Below are 15,412 nucleotides of genomic sequence, written 5' to 3'. Positions count from 1 at the left end.
ATAACTCTTTACTTAATGTTACATAATTTTACGTTTTTGGGCAGTGAGGGCGATCGATCTGCCTTGTGATCTGAGACACTTGCTAGTTTCGGAGGGCGATCGGAACCCGCTTTGAACTGCGTCGGCTACATTGCTTAATCATGAGGCAATAAGGAGGGAAATCCTGATGACAGAAGCAGAATTTTTTAATAACAATGCTGTCGAAGTTGATGGCATCTGACTTGAAACTATTGTGTCCAACCCTGTGCTAAATTGACCCATAATAAAAACTAATCCCGGTGATAAGAAATCAGCATATAGCAATCCTAAATCATTTGTGAATTTCTTACGGGCTCCCAGCGGGATCGGGGAGGGTTGGGGTGGGATCAAAAATTTACGACTCCTGCAAGGATTGCTATATGTCAAATGCAATCATGACCTTACCCTTAAATTTTATTAGCAATAACTTGGTTATTTGGATTAACTGCTCAAGCAAGTGTTGGATTCAAAAACATAGACATAAGGCGCGCCCTAAGCATCCGGAGACAGTGATATCAGTTTCAAAAAAGCAACTGTCTGCTCGTGATTCCAACCCCTACAAAATCAGTTATATCAAATCCGTTAGCATCGGAATAGTAAATTCTAGTTCACTGTTGACTGTTGACTGTTGACGGTTGACTGTTGACAGTGAACAGTCAACCGTCAACATCATTCCGGTGTAACGGGCAATGATATTATTCCCAATAATTTAATCTAAAATTGTGCGACTGAGCGCTCACGCCGAAGTCTAAAATCTAAAATGGTATGAGTTATTACGATCGCACTTATGAGTAAGGTGTGCACTGCACACCCTACAAATGTGAGTTAAGCTAATCCGCATTTAAATTGCAGAGTAAAATAAATCTTTACTCTTATGGGGAGTAGGGGTTGGGCAGGAACTCCCACACTTAATATCGTTTCCGGTTGTATCGGAATGATTTAACCGCAGAGGGCGCAGAGAACGCAGAGGGAGAGAATACAGAGATGAATAATTCCGATGCTACCGGATTTGATATAACATACAATTTAAACTCACATCTTGCACCATTGTTAATTAGCCTTTTCTGAACAGGCTTTCCGGCCTGTTCCACAAGAAGAAAATTTATCTTTTGTGGAACAGGCCCGACAGCCTGTTCTTGAGAATGGTGCAACCTCTCAATTTAAATGCACAACAGCTTAGGGCGCAAGTCTCGTTAATGTTTCTTAGGATTTTTCGGAAAAGGAATGCCCAAACTTTCGTGAAAAACAACCTGAGTTTTATAAGTCAAGCGCCGGTTAACTTGTTTGATGATTTTTTCCAAAAGCGCATCGCCGGTTTTTTCTATTAAAGGTTGAGACATCGATCGAATAAACTTGGGAAAGCAAACTCCCACAGCCAAATCCAGCTTCCAGGTAGTAATGGTAATCGCAGGCGGCAGCTTAGCGCGTTCCGAGCTCGGCCAATCGGCGGCAAACTCCTGAGACGGTATCTCCACTAGCTTCATTGCCGATCGAAAATCCACTTCATACCCAGGGGATGTATAATCGGGAACCGGGATTGTCTTAATCAAATAGCACCCTTCAGCGTCAGGCGGCAGCAACTCTAAACCAATTCTCGCTTCAACGCGGTAGCCAAAAGCCCCAAAACGCCCGATTAATAAATCATAGCCGTTTTCGCCGATCGGCTGGGCCTTCATCGGCGAAGCGCAGTGGCAAAACCAACTCTTGTGGTTGTTCAAATGGTTCCCCACCGTCTCCGCATCGGCGTACATCTCCATGCTGTCTTCAAAATGCGTGTGAAACCAAATCGGCTCAACTTCCTCTGGTGCATCCGCGCTTCCACTTTCGGGCGGTTGGACACTCGCATCTGGGTAGTAATTTTCGTCAGAAGCTTCAACAGTTTGATATTCAGCGGAATCGTGCTTCATCGTATGCTCTCCTGTTATAGCTAGTAAAAGTATAGTCATTTATCGCATGACATGGGAGGCATTAAGTCCCTCCCCCTTCGCTTGTACTTTGAGCGGATTGACCCGCCTCGGCTGAACTACGCAGCTCCCTATCAAGAAAGCTAAACGCATTTGGGATTGCTTTTCTCAAAATGTTGTAGGCGCCATTCACATCGGAATTAATTAATTGACCGACCGATGTTTTGTACAATCCTCTCTTGATTCGCTTGCCACTAAATATGACATCATTCCCAGTCTTTCCATAAACAGGGATTGGGTCTAAATTAAGAAAACTTGATTGAGAAGTATAAGATTCTTCTTGCTGTAGCACCTTAATCCCAACTAATTGAGCTTTGTATTCCAACATCTCAATTAGTCGAGCATGAGGAACGTTGATAAAGTTTTGATTAGTTTGCTTCCCTAAGTTGATCTCGTTTTTCCATTGTACATTTTTGCCAATTACTAGCATCTCAAGTTGTTTGGCGACAAGAACGTCAACGATCAGGCGACTGGTATGGTGTAAATAGTTATCGACTTTTTGATTGCGACAACGAGTTAAACGCTGAATGCGGGATGAGGTCTTGCGACCTCTTTTCAACTGAGATTGTAACTCGGCTTTACGTTTGTTGTAGAACTGATTAATTGATTTCAATGGTCGCCCGTTAATCAGGAGAGGGGTAAAACCCGGCTGATTTGAAGTTAACGCCACTAAATTATTCAGTCCTAAATCAATACTAGCTACGAAGTTTTTTGGGTTTTCATCAAGGGTGAACTCCGGTTCATTATAGATTACCTCAATTACATAACAATCGCATTTAGGAACCAGTCTAACTTGGCAAACCCGATCTGGTTTTACCTTGGTTTTTATTGAGATTTCCGTACCCGAAAGCTTGATGATTCCTTTTTTCAATTGCTTGCTACTAACAGCCTGAATCGTATAGACGAGGATATTCCGTCCTTTGATTTTATCTTTGTACTTCGGTAGTTTTGGGCTACCAGTGAATTTAGTGGGCTGCGTTTTGTAAGCTTTTACAGCCTCAAAAAAAGATTTCCAATTCTTGTCCAATATCATCAATACTTGTTGACTAACCTTGGCTGGCAAGTCTTTGTACGCTTGATGAGACTTCATCAAACCGTTCATTTCGTTGTAATTAATGTAACCCCATCCATAGATAAAACTCTGACGAATTACGTAATTAGCAGCATTGTAGAGATTTTTGGATTGAAAAGCTAATTTATCAATCTCCACGAAACGGTGTTCCGTAGATTTAATGATGTGCCTCTCTGCTAGTTGCATTCAGACTCTCCATTTTTTGGCGTTGCTTAATCAGAGTATGAAAAAAATAAGTTAAAAATCCAGAAGCTTTGTGGATACTGGTTTCTATGACTTGCATATTTAGCCTTTCATACCGTAAATCAGCAACGCCCATTTTTTAACGAGCGAAATAATTCTTTCAGTTGACCCTCCTGACTATATGATAGTACCATTGTTTATTGATGCTTACAATCTTAATGAAGTTTTATAATACACGCCAATCGATCGGGTTGGGGATGTGTTAAGGAAGTTTCCTCCCTACAATTGAGAAATCGATAGTTGCGCTATAGCAACAAAACTTACCCTAGTTCAGCATAACTCGACATATGAAAGCATTTGTAGCAGGAGCCACAGGTCAGACTGGCCGCCGAATCGTCGCAGAATTAGTCAAGCGAGGCATTCCCGTGCGCGCCTTAGTCCGAAATCTAGACACAGCGAGGCAAATTTTACCGCCGGAGGTAGAGTTAGTGACTGGGGATGTATTAAATGCGACTTCCCTGGGCGATGCCATCGGCGATAGTACGGTATTGCTGTGCGCGACAGGGGCGGCCCCTGGTTTTGACCCGACAGCGCCTTACAAGGTGGATTTGGAAGGTACTAAAAATTTGGTGGATGCAGCTAAGGCTAAGGGAATTGAGCATTTTGTGCTTGTGACTTCTCTGTGCGTCTCTCAGTTTTTTCACCCGCTGAATTTGTTCTGGCTGATTCTGGTTTGGAAGAAGCAAGCCGAGGAATATTTGCAAAAAAGCGGCCTCACTTATACGATCGTCCGTCCGGGCGGTCTCAAAAATGAGGATAATTCAGATGCGATCGTCATGACTGGTGCGGACAAAATGTTTGAGAGCAGCATTCCGCGCACCAAGGTAGCCCAAGTGTGCGTGGAGGCGCTGTTTCAGCCGACTTCTCGCAACAAGGTTGTGGAAATTGTGGCGAAGTCGGAGGCTCCGCAAAAGAGTTTTGAGGAGTTGTTTGCCAGTGTGATTTGATTGAATTAGGCTCGCTTGGGTTCGGTGCGTCAGACAAAAAACACTTTGATTTGGATCGCAGATGTTGCACCATTGTCAACAACAGGCAAGATGCCTGTTCCACAAAAAGTGGATTTTATTGTGGGGTGGGCATCCTGCCCGCCCAAAAAAGGCTTATCCTGCCCGCCCAAAAAAGGCTGATCGAGAATGGTGCAAGATGTGATTTGGGTCAAAGAGTGGGGCTGACGCACCCTACAACAATTTTCCGATCGCCAAATCTGGCAAAATCTTAATAGTTTTACGATTCGCCCTTAAAATTTCGTTTTCTCAGCATGAAAACTCTCAAGTGGCCAGCTTGGTTCCCCTATCCGATTTCGTGGTTAAGGGCATTTGCTCTCGCTCAGAGTTTTAGTTTTGTCCTTCGCAGGGGCATTCCTTTTGTCAGCGACGATATCGGCTTTCTGACTCTACTGCTGGCGGCTTGGCTGATTCAGTTGCCTGTGTTTTTTGTTTGTCACTTGTTAGCCGTCAAAATCTTAAATCCCTTACTAATTATGCTGCCGGGCCGCTTTCGCGTTGCGCGCAAGTTTAAGCGTCGGCATACGGGTATTCGATCGCACTTGCGAGAAGGCTTGAATGCTGTTGTAGTGATTTTTTTTGCATTTAATCTGTCGCTGTTGGTGCAACTTGCGATTTTTTATTGGCCAGCGCGAGCGATCGATCCGGCTCAGTTACTAACAGGAATATCTACTCTGACAAATGTTGCCATAGCCGGTGAATTAGATTTCTGGCTGATTAAATTGGCGGGGGTTTTATCGAGTCTAACGCTGGTAGCCGCGCCGCTATATCAATACGATTTTCGGGTGCGCCGAATGCGGGCGGCTCGAAAATTAGCCGAATTTGCGGAAATGGAAATGACTTTGCTGGAAGCTGAGAAATTAAGCCGTCGAAAAAGAGGTTTGCTGAGGCGATCGGAAATTCAAATCCTCGGATTTCTACTTTTAATCGGCGCTGTGATTGGCGGCGGTGTTTTTTTGGTTGCTAATTTGCGGGGAAATCAGCAGTTGTCGCAGTCGGTAAGCGGGCGGGGAAAATTCCCGCCGCTGGCTATTAAAACGGGCGATCCTTATATTCGAGCCCTGATGCGAACTATTTCTGCTAGCGAGTCCAATGTTTCTCGGCCTTATCACGTTGTTTACGGTGGCAAATACATATTAGATTTGAGCCGCCATCCTGACTGGTGTGTGAGGATTGTTAATGGCCCGAATCGGGGCAAGTGTACTACGGCAGCGGGCAGGTATCAATTTCTGACTTCGACTTGGAAGGAGAAGGCTAAGCGCTATCAGGCGCGTCGTGCTAATTTTTTATTCTGGGAAGATTACAGTTTTGAACCAGAAGATCAGGATGCTGTGGTTTATGCTTGGTTGAGCGATCGCAAGTTTTGGAAGGCTGATATTCCTGAGATGTTGCGGCAGGAAAGATTAACGGACGTATTGCGGATGCTTTCGGGAACTTGGACGAGTTTGGGATATGGAATTGAGACCAATTCTATGAGTTCTCGTTTGCCGAAAGTCTACCGGGAAATGCTGCGGGAAGAATTGGAAAATGCTGGTTCTTAGGTTAAATTAACACAAAGAAGGGTAGGGACACTGCAGTGTCCATTGGTGTCAACTTAACGTTAAACAGTCCGACAGTCCGACAGGGAATGAATTCCCTGCCTCAAAGCTAAAGTCCTCTGAAGAGGACTGAGAATAAAATTTTTTAAACTCATTAGTCCTCTTCAGAGGACTTTAGCTATTAGACAGGGGTTTCAACCCCTGGCGGACTGACGGGTAGGCGGGAATATTGATGGACTAAAAGCTTAAGTTGACACCTATGGGCCAAGCCCTGTCCTACAGAGATCCGGTGCAATCCACCATATTTGATATAATTACTTCAATTTTGGTAAAAAGGCTGTCAAACATTTGTACAATTCTAATCCCGGCCCTGCTTGCAGCGGATAAAGCTTGTCGAAATTAATGGGATTTCCTGGTGCTAATTTCCACTCGGTTTTCTGTGCGGTTTTTGGGGAAATTTCGATCGCTAGCGTGATGTTAATAATGTTGTTGTGCTGGGGGATGCCCCGGAAGCAGTAACTTTTGCCCGTGCGTTTGTCTGAATCGCTGCCGGTGATGTATCTGTCTTGTTTGCGAAATTGGATTTCTCGAAAAGGTCGATCGAGCACAAAGGAGTCTCGGTAGCGGTAGTCTCCGTCGCGCAAGCTTTGGACAGTCGGCTTGATTTGACTTATAAGTGTTGCTGGACTAAGAGTTAGCATCATTGATCCGCGTTCCTCCTGTGAAATCGGTGATTTTGCTGCCTGGTTGCGGGTGTCTGTGTCGCTGTTGGCGGCTTAAACAAACGCGCGCCGTGTAACAAATTAATAAAAGTTGTGATGCAGTTTAAGTTGATCGGGAGCATCTCATATTTGTAAAGACACTTCTTCTGGCTCCTTCCTTCTTCCTTCTGAGTCTTTTCTCCTGGCTCCTGACTCCTGACTCCTAACTCCAATTTCTACCTTGGCTGCTTTCATTGAGATGCTCCCAAGTTGATCCCTAGCAATCGTGAATAATTATTTCAGGGTTTCCTCTCGGTTATTTATCTGAGTAATAATAGAAACATACAGCAAGCCGTGAGAAATTTTACGGGCGCATATTTAGGGATTAATTGACAATACTGCGAGGATACTGCTATGTTTTGCGTGACGCGAGAAACCGGAAATTCCCAACGGCGAGGCTCTTTCACCTCTGCGTCTAAAAGTACCCCTATTCTGCGAGCGCGAGTTTACAAAGATGAGGCTCTGGTGTCGGCCACGCTAGCGGGGCTGCCAGCTCTTTTGGCATCCCTCGAAAGCTTTCGCGAGCAGTAGAACTTGGCATTTTCTATTGCTATATATGGCGCTTTGATGTTTGTGATAGCGGCTGCCAACCGACCAATGGCTGTTTTGATTGCACCTACAATCCTCCTCGATTTGAGTAGAGTTTTGCTGTGCTGAACTATTGCAGGACTAAGAAACCTGGTTGTTTATACACAAACATTTTTACAGCCCTTTGTTATGGTATGAAAAATGGTATAAAAACCAGGTTTCTTGGTATCTGTCCGTAAGTCTTGTGTTAACAAAATTTATTTGTCAGTGTCATCCGGTGCGATCGATCCCTCTACCTCTTGGGAAGAACGGCTTAACATAGAGTCGTGCAGGTGTTCGCTGTGCTGCCGTTCTTGAGCCATTAATTCTCTGGCTTTTTCTTCAGCAATTCCCTCCCCATGTGTTTCTAGCTCGTGGGAGGAACGATTGAGCATAGATTCGTGCAAGTGTTCGCTATGCTGCCTTTCTCGTGCAATTAGTTGTCTAGCTTTTTCTTCGGCGTTCATGGGAGTCTCTCCAAGTGTTTGTGAGAACTGATTCTTATATTAAGATGCCACAATTCGAGGGTAAATGTAGCAAGATTAACATAAATTTTTACAAATAATTGTAGAAAAAAATGTAGAAAAAAATTTGAGTTTACTGGCGGTGGGTATCGGGATCGGTGGTAGCCGAGCTAATTATTGCCAGACACCGGAAAAGATATTCTTGACTGCGATCGCAATTCGATTTAAGTCTTCCTTCAGCAGCGGCGGCCAAGAAACTCCTCTGCGGAGTCCCGATTCAAATTGCTGCAAACCTTCTACTGACAGTAAATGCAGTGCCGAGATCAATTGTCGATCGAGCATTGGAGATTCTTGCAGCCCTTCAAACAATATTTTTAAAGCTAATAAAATCGATGTCACCTGTCCGGGTACGGGGGGCTGACCTTGTTTGAGACGCATCAGGAAGGCGTCGGGATTTTTCTTGGTTTCCAGGGCGGTTCCTTGGTCGATCAGAAAACTGCGGGCTGTTTTGTAATCCATTTGACGTGCGATCGATCTCCTGCAATTAATTAGCTGGCATTATATCACTTTTTGTCGCGCTCAATTTGGTAATATATTTCCATACAGCCTACACTACAGCTACTCGTGAGGTGGGCCCATAAGCACGCTACAGCTACTGATTAGAGGCGTAGCATTCATCCCACAGTCGCCTTGAGCGAAGTGAAACGGACAGGGAAAAATAAAACAATGGCAAAACACCAAAGAAATAGCAGAAAATCCAAGATTTATCGCTACTTGTGGCTGCTTTTTTTGTGTCTGAGCTTTCTGTTAGTTCCGCTCATCAAAAAAATAGCTGCCGATACGCCATTCCCCCCACCCGCTCCTATTGAAAATAATGCTAGTTTTGGAGCGAGGATTCAAAGGACGATGGGGCTACTTGCGGCTAGCACTCAAACAGACCGCCGCCAAGTGCGTATTCTATTCTACGGTCAATCCATCACAGAACAAGATTGGTGGAAAGATGTAGTGAAGGATTTGAGACAGCGATTTCCCAATGCAGATTTAATTGTAGAAAATCGGGCGATCGGAGGATTTGCCGCCCCGATTTTAATCCGTCCCAGCGAACATGATTTGTATCCTTTTTATCCAGACTTGCTAATTTTTCACGTCTACGGAGGCGATGAAGATTACGAAGCCCTAATTGCCAATGTCCGCAGCCGCACTGCTAGCGAAATACTCTTGCATTCCGACCATATTGACTGGATGCCGACAGGCAACAGCGACGATCCAAATTCAGTCAGCAGATACGAATGGCACAACACTCATTCTACTCAATGGCTGCCGGAGTTGGCAGATAAATACGGCTGCGAAATCGCCGAAATTCGCGAACCTTGGCGCAGGTATTTGAAAGACAATCGCTTGCAGCCACAACAGCTATTGAGCGACAGCATTCACCTCAACGATTGGGGAAACTTTCTCCTAGCTGCTCTCATAAAACCGTACCTGCGGTACAACCCAAATTCTCCTCAACCGCCGCAGGATTTAGTGAAAACCTATACAGTTGGCAGCGATGTTAAATGGCAAGATGGCAAGTTGGTTTTAGAATTTGAAGGAAATAGAATAGATGCGATCGCCGATAAAACCTTCAACGGCAAGGCAATTTCTGCTAGAATTGCGATCGACGGCAAAAAACCATCAGAATTTCCTGAACTTTACAGCATCACCAGACCTAGCGTTAGCCTTGGCGTCGGTTGGCCGGCAATCATCCAAATATCAAGTCAAAAACCGCTAATCGTCGAAGATTGGAAAGCCATAATTACTGAGATTAACAGCGACGCTAGCAAGTTTAAATTTGACGTTGTAGGTTCTAAAACAGGTTACGACGGCAGCGGTACAAACGACGAAATGTTTGTCTCAAACTCGGGCCGCGTCGTGATTGAACCGAGAAACTGGTGGCTGCAAAAAGCCTATGAACACTCTAAAAAACCGACGCCTAAAGGCTTTGAGATTTCCTGGCAGGTGCGACCAATGTTTGTTGATTCATACGTTCCGCCAAAGATTGCAGATTCAAACCGCGAGTATTCTACAACATTGGCTCAGAATTTGAGCAACTCCAAACACATCCTCGAAATCGTCCCCGAAACAGATGGGAAAGTTCCTATTGAGGCAATTCGAGTGTATCGCCCTCCTTTCTCCAATCTAAAATCTCAAGTTGAGAGTTTTAAACCGCAGATATCAGCGGATGAACGCTGATCAACGCTGATGCAATTTTATCAGCGTTTATTTGCGTTCATCTGCGGTTTAAAAAATCTTTATGTTGATTTTATAGCAATCGCCTTGGCGGCGTAGGGCGTTGATGATTGTTCAAACCCTTAATAATTAAGCATCTTGACTCCTGACTCCTGCTAAGTAGGTGTGCAGAATTAATTACACAATATTTCTACTGAAACCCTTGCCTAGCAAGGAGTCTTTATGTAATTAATTTTGTGTGGTTACTTATAATCGCCAAGATTATCAACTTCTAGGAATTCCTAACTCGTGAAACATCAACAGCGATAAACATAAATCCGCCACAAAAATCAACACCCAAGAAGTTACCACCGCCGCCGTTGCAGCTTGGCCTACTCCTTTCCCTCCGCCCACCGTCGTCAATCCCCAACCGCAACCGACAAGGGCAATTATTAACCCAAAAATAAAACTTTTAATCACCACATTTACTAAATCCCAAGGCCCCAAGAAAGTTCGCACCGATTCCAAAAATACCGACGGTTCCAAATTATAAAAATGAACCGCTACAAATAGCCCGCCCAAAATTCCCACCGCTACCGAAAAAATTGTTAAAATCGGCAGCATGATGCAGCAAGCTATCACCCTCGGCACTACTAAATAATCAACCGGATTTGTTCTTAACATATACAGGGCGTCTATTTGTTCCGTCACCTGCATTTCTCCTATCTCCGCCGCAAAGGCCGAACCTACTTGTCCCGCCACCACGCCCGCCGTTAAAAGTGGTGCTAATTCGCCGCAAAATGCCACAGCAAAAGCACCTCCCATCGCCCCAACCGCGCCAAAGCGAACCAATTCTCTGGCTGATTGAAATGTAAAAATCATGCCGCCAAAAAAGGCTATTAGCAGCACGGATCTGAAAGAATCCAAGCCTACTGTTACTAAATGTTCCATGATTTTGCGGCGGTCAATTTTGCCTTGGAGTATGCGTAGCAGCACTTGGCCGCCCAAGAACAACGTCACGAAAAACCGCTGAAACCACCTGTTATTGAAGGTTTCATCTAAATGTCGATCGCACTTTTCTTGGTATTTTTTAACCAATGACTGAGGACTCGCGATTTATTGCAAACAGGGCGAAGCATTGCTAAATAGAGATTTACGCAATTGTACAGCAATTATTGCACGATTTGTCAACATATATTTTTTGTCTCTCAGCCCTGCGGTTGGTGGGTTAGGCGCGGTTTAAGATTTATTTATTGGTGACTTAACTTAATCGCCGCGCCCAACCCACCCTACAATATGACTAAAATCTAAAATCCTAGGACTACTCCGCAAGTAACAAGTCTATAAACTTATCCAACTTTTCATTATTCTTTTCGGCTTGATCCTTGCCAATTCTCAGCAGTGCCGATATCTTCTCTTCCGAGGCATCATCAATCGGCAGCGGTTGTTCGTGGCTCAAATCGGGAGTAATTCTCAAATATTGATTCGGTCTTTCAACCGCATCATAAATTTGAATTAGTTGATAATTTACCGTTTCAGCAACTCCCGTCATCATGATATTAATCAAAGGCTGAACCCACTCAACTTGACCCCAATTTTTCGCTTCTTCGTAGGGGTATTTTTTCTGAGCTTCTCCTGTCCCCAGCGATAGAATTACCATATCTTTTGCGGTCGGACCTTTGTCGGAGCGATCGTCGGGAATTCTGAATTTATTTCTAACTTCTGCATAGGCACAAAGTGCGGGATTGTTTGCGAAAACTCCCCCGTCAATTAAAGCGTAGGATTCGTTGGTCAAAGAGCGGATTTTGGTAGGTTCAAAGAAAGTGGGAGCTGCTGATGTGGCTCTGGCGATATCTCTAATAAAATAGTCTTCTGCTGGAAGTTCTTTAGCATCTATTTGATCGAAAAAGTGAGCTTTTCTCCTTTCGATGTCGTAACTGGAAATTAAACAAGGTTTGAGCAGTTCGCTGAGTTTGCAATTTCTAAAGTTTTCCAACAAGAATTGTTCTAAGCGCTCGCCTGGATATTTCTCATCTATCAAACCGTCTATAGATCTGAGTTTTTGCCATAATGAACTCTTAAAAACGTCGCGACCGCTCTCAATCGAAAAATTAAGAGCGTCTTTCGCTGACCACCGAGGTCTGGTGGGATTTTCGGCATCGGGATACAAATAGATGCAAGTTAAAATTCCTCCCGCACTCGTGCCCGCGATTAAATCAAAATAGTCAGCTATTCTCGCATCTGGGTTGCCACTTGCCTTTTGCAGCTTTGACTCAATGCTAACTAAAACTTGCGCGGGAATAATTCCTCTAATTCCGCCTCCATCTATGGATAAAATTCTGGTATATTTAGCCATTACTGTTGCCTCCTCTGAATGTTTGCTCGTTTCCTACAGTCCGGGATACAAAAAGTGGTTTGAGAAGCTAATCATAGCGGTAATAGCGGTAAGGTGCTTAGGGCGCGCCCTACATAATTCCGCATTCATGCACCGCTCAATCTCAAATCCCAAATCTTCAATCTAAATTTAATTGGCGGGCGGCGATCGTATAGCGAAAAATGTATTCTACAATTTCTACGTAATTGTAGGCGGCCGCTGGCGAGTCTGCCCAGACTGTTATGCCGTGATCGCGAATTAATAAAGCGGGTACAGACGGCGCTGAAACGGCAAAAAAGTCGCAAATTTCCTTGGCTATCTTAGGGACTTCCAAATAATTTGTAAAGAGGGGGATCGACACCTGCGGGTTTTCCTCCCACACCCCCAAACCTTTCAGCATTTCGATCGCCGGTAAAGGCACTGCATCTCCTGCTGTTAGCCGAGAAACTAAATTTGCCTCGATCGAGTGAACGTGATAGCAAGCTTTAGCGTTTGGAAAACAATTGTAAACGGCTAAATGAATGCTGGTTTCGGCCGAAGGGCGGCTGTCGGGAACAGGTTGCTCAACAATAGCACCGTCTGAGTTCATTCTGATAAAATCTTCTTTAGTTAACTGCCCTTTCGCGCGGCCGCTAGCAGTAATCCAAAAAGTGCCATCTGGTAAGCGGGCTGAAAGATTGCCAGCAGTCCCAACCATCCAACCGCGATCGTAAAAATGTTTGGCTGCTGCAATTAAATCCGATCTCAAATCGCCACTCATTCTTTACAAATTCCTCAGCTTTTGATCTATTTTTTAGTAGGTTGATAGGAATTGCGCTGGCCTATCTAAACAACGTAGGGTGATCCATGCACACCTTATATCAAATTCGGTAGCATCGGACTTATATGCAGGGGGGCGGGTTTATTATATTGTCTATTATGGGCAATTATTGTTGGTGAACCCGCCCCTACAAAATTTAACATCATACAATACCGATGCAAACGGAATTTATATTACCTGAGAAAGGCGATAGTTTCAATTCCATTTCTGGGACAAACTTTCCAAAATGTCAAAAAAATTATCCCATTTAGTATAAGGCTTTTGCTGTTCGTCTAGATACTGGGCAAGCCGATCGCGCGCAAACACCGACGAAGCCTGCAAAGCCATATTAAAATCCGTCAGCGAATCTCCGATTGCCACCTGTTCCTCGGCCGGGTGCTGGCCCATCACCCGCACCTTAGACACCAATTCCTCATCTCCTTCAAACTCAGAATTGACTTGCAAGCGAGGGCCACTAGCGTCCACATCCACAGCGTAAATAACGCTCGCCCGGTGTACCAAATCGCCCATTACCGTCTCTACCATGACCCGAAGACCGCCGGAAACGATCGCAAAATCTACCTTTTTCTCGTCCAAAAAATCCAGCAACTCCAACAATCCCGGCCGCATCAGCCTTCCCCTAGAAAATTCCACAATTTCCCCGTAACGTTCCGAGGGAATAGACTCTAGTAACTGCCGCACTCCCGATCGCAAACTCAGCCTTCTAGCGTATATTTCAGGCATCAGTTGAGACGACAGTTCCGGTGCGAAATACTTGAGCATGGCCACAAAAGTTTCTTCAACAGTTATCGTGCCGTCAAAGTCGCAGAATACCACCCGTTGCTGATTGTTCGGGATTGAAGATTTTTGCTTGTCATCGGTCATTGTCAGTCGCACCTTTCGAGAACGGCAAAAGTTTACACAATTCATCGTACACTGTCGAGCGATCGAGCGCGACAGCCCAAAACTAATAGTGACGCGCTGTTTGTTGGCAATTTACCGCAGGATTTTATTCAGAATCTTCGAGAGAATCTTCATCTTCCAGGGAATCTTCCAGGGAATCTTCGAGAGAATCTTCATCTTCCAGGGAATCTTCTACCTCCTGCTTGTGGTTTTTTGTCTTTTGGGGGTTAGACTTAGCCGGCAAACAGATTAAATTATCATCTTCAGTATTAATCAAACCTTTCGATCGCAACTTACCCATCAGTCGCGTCACCGTCACCCGCGTTGAGCCAATTGCGCTGCCAATTTGAGCGTGAGTCAAGGCCCAAGGCAGCCGGTAGCCCCGAACCACATCCGGTTCGTCGTCACCTACGTAAGGTTCGCCGAACTCCTCGATCAACAAAGTGAGAAATCCCAACAGTCGGTCGATCGTCCGACGCTGTCCCAAAGTGCTCAGCCAGAGGAGTTTCCGCTGGTGCTGGTAGCGAAACGCATCCAAAATTTCTCTACGAAAGTGAGGCCAATTATCCAAGTCGTGCCAATACATCCACACTACGTGAGTTTGATCGGCGTGGGCGTAAGCTTGGAGAGTAAACGGAGACTGAGCAACCAGTTCAAAGGGCTGGCCTGCGCCGACGAAGCCCAAAAAAGCTTCTTCTGTAGTTTTGTCAGCGGATTTCGACTTCGCCGCCGCAGCGCTAACTTGAGCGCTACCTACGAGTCGCACAGAACCTTTCTGGACTAAATACAGCAGTCCGGGTCTTGCGGGAATCCGCTCGTCTTTGCTAAAAGTCCGGCAGCGGTAGTGTTCCTGGGCCCAGTCGATAATTCGCTGCCAAGTGATAAAAGGTCGATCGATAGTCTCTACAGGTGTGGAAGTTGATTGCATAAGTGAGGCTCTGGGATATATTTAAGAGTGAGAAAAACAGCTTCTGCCAGCAGTGCGATACAAAGTGAGACAACCAACCCCCGATCGAGCTTGCACGCTTCTTAACTATGCTGACTTTTCTTAGTTTTACCGAAAAATTTAATGTAGCAAAAAATACATCAAAATGGTAGAGTTCAGCAAAAAATTTGTCGTAAATTATTGTTATTTAGCAAAAAAATCGCTAGAAAGCCTATTAATTCGATGTAGCCCCGATCGGGGGAGCCGATCGACTATCTCTGAGATCAGCAGTTTAACGTACAAGAAAAGTGCAAGCGGTAACAGTCGATCGTTGCTCTTACCGTAGGATGAGCCGATATGGATACAGCAAATATGGAGCCGTGCCCGGAAGTTACAGTGAAGTGTTTCTTGCTTTCAAGGTTCCAAAGGGCGATCGCCCTGCAAGAGACACTAGGGGAAATTCCATTAAATCTCATAGGTGGCACCATTCTCAATAACGGGCAAGATGCCCGTTCCACAAAAGATGAATTTTCTTGTGGAACAGGCATCTTGCCTGTTCCTAAACAAGTAAT

12 protein-coding genes and 2 pseudogenes are annotated in these 15,412 nt (G+C 44.8%); 4 read left to right on the top strand and 10 right to left on the bottom strand.

Features of this window, described 5'->3' with window-relative positions:
- Positions 1 to 1,211: 1,211 nt before the first annotated feature.
- Both QUB12_RS28145 and QUB12_RS28140 read right to left on the bottom strand, forming a co-directional pair.
- Positions 1,212 to 1,925, bottom strand: a complete 714-nt coding sequence (locus QUB12_RS28145; RefSeq protein ID WP_333147289.1) for a DUF1997 domain-containing protein — start codon at positions 1,923 to 1,925, stop codon at positions 1,212 to 1,214.
- Positions 1,926 to 1,964: 39 nt separating this feature from the next.
- Positions 1,965 to 3,240 (bottom strand): annotated as a pseudogene (locus QUB12_RS28140) (RNA-guided endonuclease InsQ/TnpB family protein).
- A gap of 344 nt (positions 3,241 to 3,584) precedes the next feature.
- Here QUB12_RS28140 and QUB12_RS28135 point away from each other — a divergent pair.
- A complete protein-coding gene (locus QUB12_RS28135; protein ID WP_333147291.1) occupies positions 3,585 to 4,244 on the top strand; it encodes an NAD(P)H-binding protein in 660 nt (219 codons plus the stop codon).
- A gap of 311 nt (positions 4,245 to 4,555) precedes the next feature.
- On the top strand, positions 4,556 to 5,842 hold the full coding sequence (locus QUB12_RS28130) for a glycoside hydrolase family protein (protein WP_333309375.1): 1,287 nt from the start codon (positions 4,556 to 4,558) through the stop codon (positions 5,840 to 5,842).
- Between the two features lie 311 nt (positions 5,843 to 6,153).
- On the opposite strand, the gene QUB12_RS28125 is transcribed toward QUB12_RS28130, so the two are convergent.
- From QUB12_RS28125 to QUB12_RS28115, 3 genes are all read right to left on the bottom strand, one after another.
- Entirely contained in the window at positions 6,154 to 6,543 is a 390-nt protein-coding gene (locus tag QUB12_RS28125; protein WP_333147295.1) for a hypothetical protein, read from the bottom strand.
- A gap of 842 nt (positions 6,544 to 7,385) precedes the next feature.
- Entirely contained in the window at positions 7,386 to 7,634 is a 249-nt protein-coding gene (locus QUB12_RS28120; protein WP_333147297.1) for a hypothetical protein, read from the bottom strand.
- A 171-nt stretch (positions 7,635 to 7,805) separates the two neighbouring features.
- A complete protein-coding gene (locus QUB12_RS28115) occupies positions 7,806 to 8,150 on the bottom strand; it encodes a Dethiobiotin synthetase (protein WP_333147299.1) in 345 nt (114 codons plus the stop codon).
- A 207-nt stretch (positions 8,151 to 8,357) separates the two neighbouring features.
- On the opposite strand from QUB12_RS28115, the gene QUB12_RS28110 reads away from it, so the two are divergent.
- The gene (locus QUB12_RS28110; RefSeq protein WP_333147301.1) at positions 8,358 to 9,863 is read left to right on the top strand and encodes an SGNH/GDSL hydrolase family protein; all 1,506 of its coding nucleotides are present in this window, start codon (positions 8,358 to 8,360) and stop codon (positions 9,861 to 9,863) included.
- A gap of 261 nt (positions 9,864 to 10,124) precedes the next feature.
- Here the strand turns inward: QUB12_RS28110 and QUB12_RS28105 are convergent, their stop codons facing one another.
- From QUB12_RS28105 to QUB12_RS28085, 5 genes are all read right to left on the bottom strand, one after another.
- On the bottom strand, positions 10,125 to 10,937 hold the full coding sequence (locus tag QUB12_RS28105; RefSeq protein WP_333147303.1) for an MlaE family lipid ABC transporter permease subunit: 813 nt from the start codon (positions 10,935 to 10,937) through the stop codon (positions 10,125 to 10,127).
- Between the two features lie 223 nt (positions 10,938 to 11,160).
- Entirely contained in the window at positions 11,161 to 12,195 is a 1,035-nt protein-coding gene (locus tag QUB12_RS28100) for a patatin-like phospholipase family protein (protein ID WP_333147306.1), read from the bottom strand.
- 157 nt (positions 12,196 to 12,352) lie between these two features.
- On the bottom strand, positions 12,353 to 12,973 hold the full coding sequence (gene mtnB, locus QUB12_RS28095; protein WP_333147308.1) for a methylthioribulose 1-phosphate dehydratase: 621 nt from the start codon (positions 12,971 to 12,973) through the stop codon (positions 12,353 to 12,355).
- Positions 12,974 to 13,228: 255 nt separating this feature from the next.
- Entirely contained in the window at positions 13,229 to 13,897 is a 669-nt protein-coding gene (locus QUB12_RS28090; protein WP_333147310.1) for an HAD-IB family phosphatase, read from the bottom strand.
- A gap of 124 nt (positions 13,898 to 14,021) precedes the next feature.
- Entirely contained in the window at positions 14,022 to 14,843 is an 822-nt protein-coding gene (locus tag QUB12_RS28085) for a Crp/Fnr family transcriptional regulator (protein ID WP_333147312.1), read from the bottom strand.
- A gap of 354 nt (positions 14,844 to 15,197) precedes the next feature.
- On the opposite strand from QUB12_RS28085, the pseudogene QUB12_RS28080 reads away from it, so the two are divergent.
- Positions 15,198 to 15,412, top strand: a pseudogene (locus QUB12_RS28080) (DALR anticodon-binding domain-containing protein); the annotation flags it as partial.

It is taken from the genome of Microcoleus sp. B7-D4 (assembly GCF_036705125.1).
GTDB lineage: Bacteria > Cyanobacteriota > Cyanobacteriia > Cyanobacteriales > Microcoleaceae > Microcoleus.
Note: the sequence above shows the minus strand (reverse complement) of the source record. Positions and strands in the feature narration are given on the sequence as shown.

What these genes read in the sequence shown, in the direction of transcription:
- QUB12_RS28145 (WP_333147289.1), bottom strand. Translation starts at nt 1,925, where the DNA reads ATGAAGCACGATTCCGCTGAATATCAAACTGTTGAAGCTTCTGACGAA.
- QUB12_RS28135 (WP_333147291.1), top strand. Translation starts at nt 3,585, where the DNA reads ATGAAAGCATTTGTAGCAGGAGCCACAGGTCAGACTGGCCGCCGAATC.
- QUB12_RS28130 (WP_333309375.1), top strand. Translation starts at nt 4,556, where the DNA reads ATGAAAACTCTCAAGTGGCCAGCTTGGTTCCCCTATCCGATTTCGTGG.
- QUB12_RS28125 (WP_333147295.1), bottom strand. Translation starts at nt 6,543, where the DNA reads ATGATGCTAACTCTTAGTCCAGCAACACTTATAAGTCAAATCAAGCCG.
- QUB12_RS28120 (WP_333147297.1), bottom strand. Translation starts at nt 7,634, where the DNA reads ATGAACGCCGAAGAAAAAGCTAGACAACTAATTGCACGAGAAAGGCAG.
- QUB12_RS28115 (WP_333147299.1), bottom strand. Translation starts at nt 8,150, where the DNA reads ATGGATTACAAAACAGCCCGCAGTTTTCTGATCGACCAAGGAACCGCC.
- QUB12_RS28110 (WP_333147301.1), top strand. Translation starts at nt 8,358, where the DNA reads ATGGCAAAACACCAAAGAAATAGCAGAAAATCCAAGATTTATCGCTAC.
- QUB12_RS28100 (WP_333147306.1), bottom strand. Translation starts at nt 12,195, where the DNA reads ATGGCTAAATATACCAGAATTTTATCCATAGATGGAGGCGGAATTAGA.
- mtnB (WP_333147308.1), bottom strand. Translation starts at nt 12,973, where the DNA reads ATGAGTGGCGATTTGAGATCGGATTTAATTGCAGCAGCCAAACATTTT.
- QUB12_RS28090 (WP_333147310.1), bottom strand. Translation starts at nt 13,897, where the DNA reads ATGACCGATGACAAGCAAAAATCTTCAATCCCGAACAATCAGCAACGG.
- QUB12_RS28085 (WP_333147312.1), bottom strand. Translation starts at nt 14,843, where the DNA reads ATGCAATCAACTTCCACACCTGTAGAGACTATCGATCGACCTTTTATC.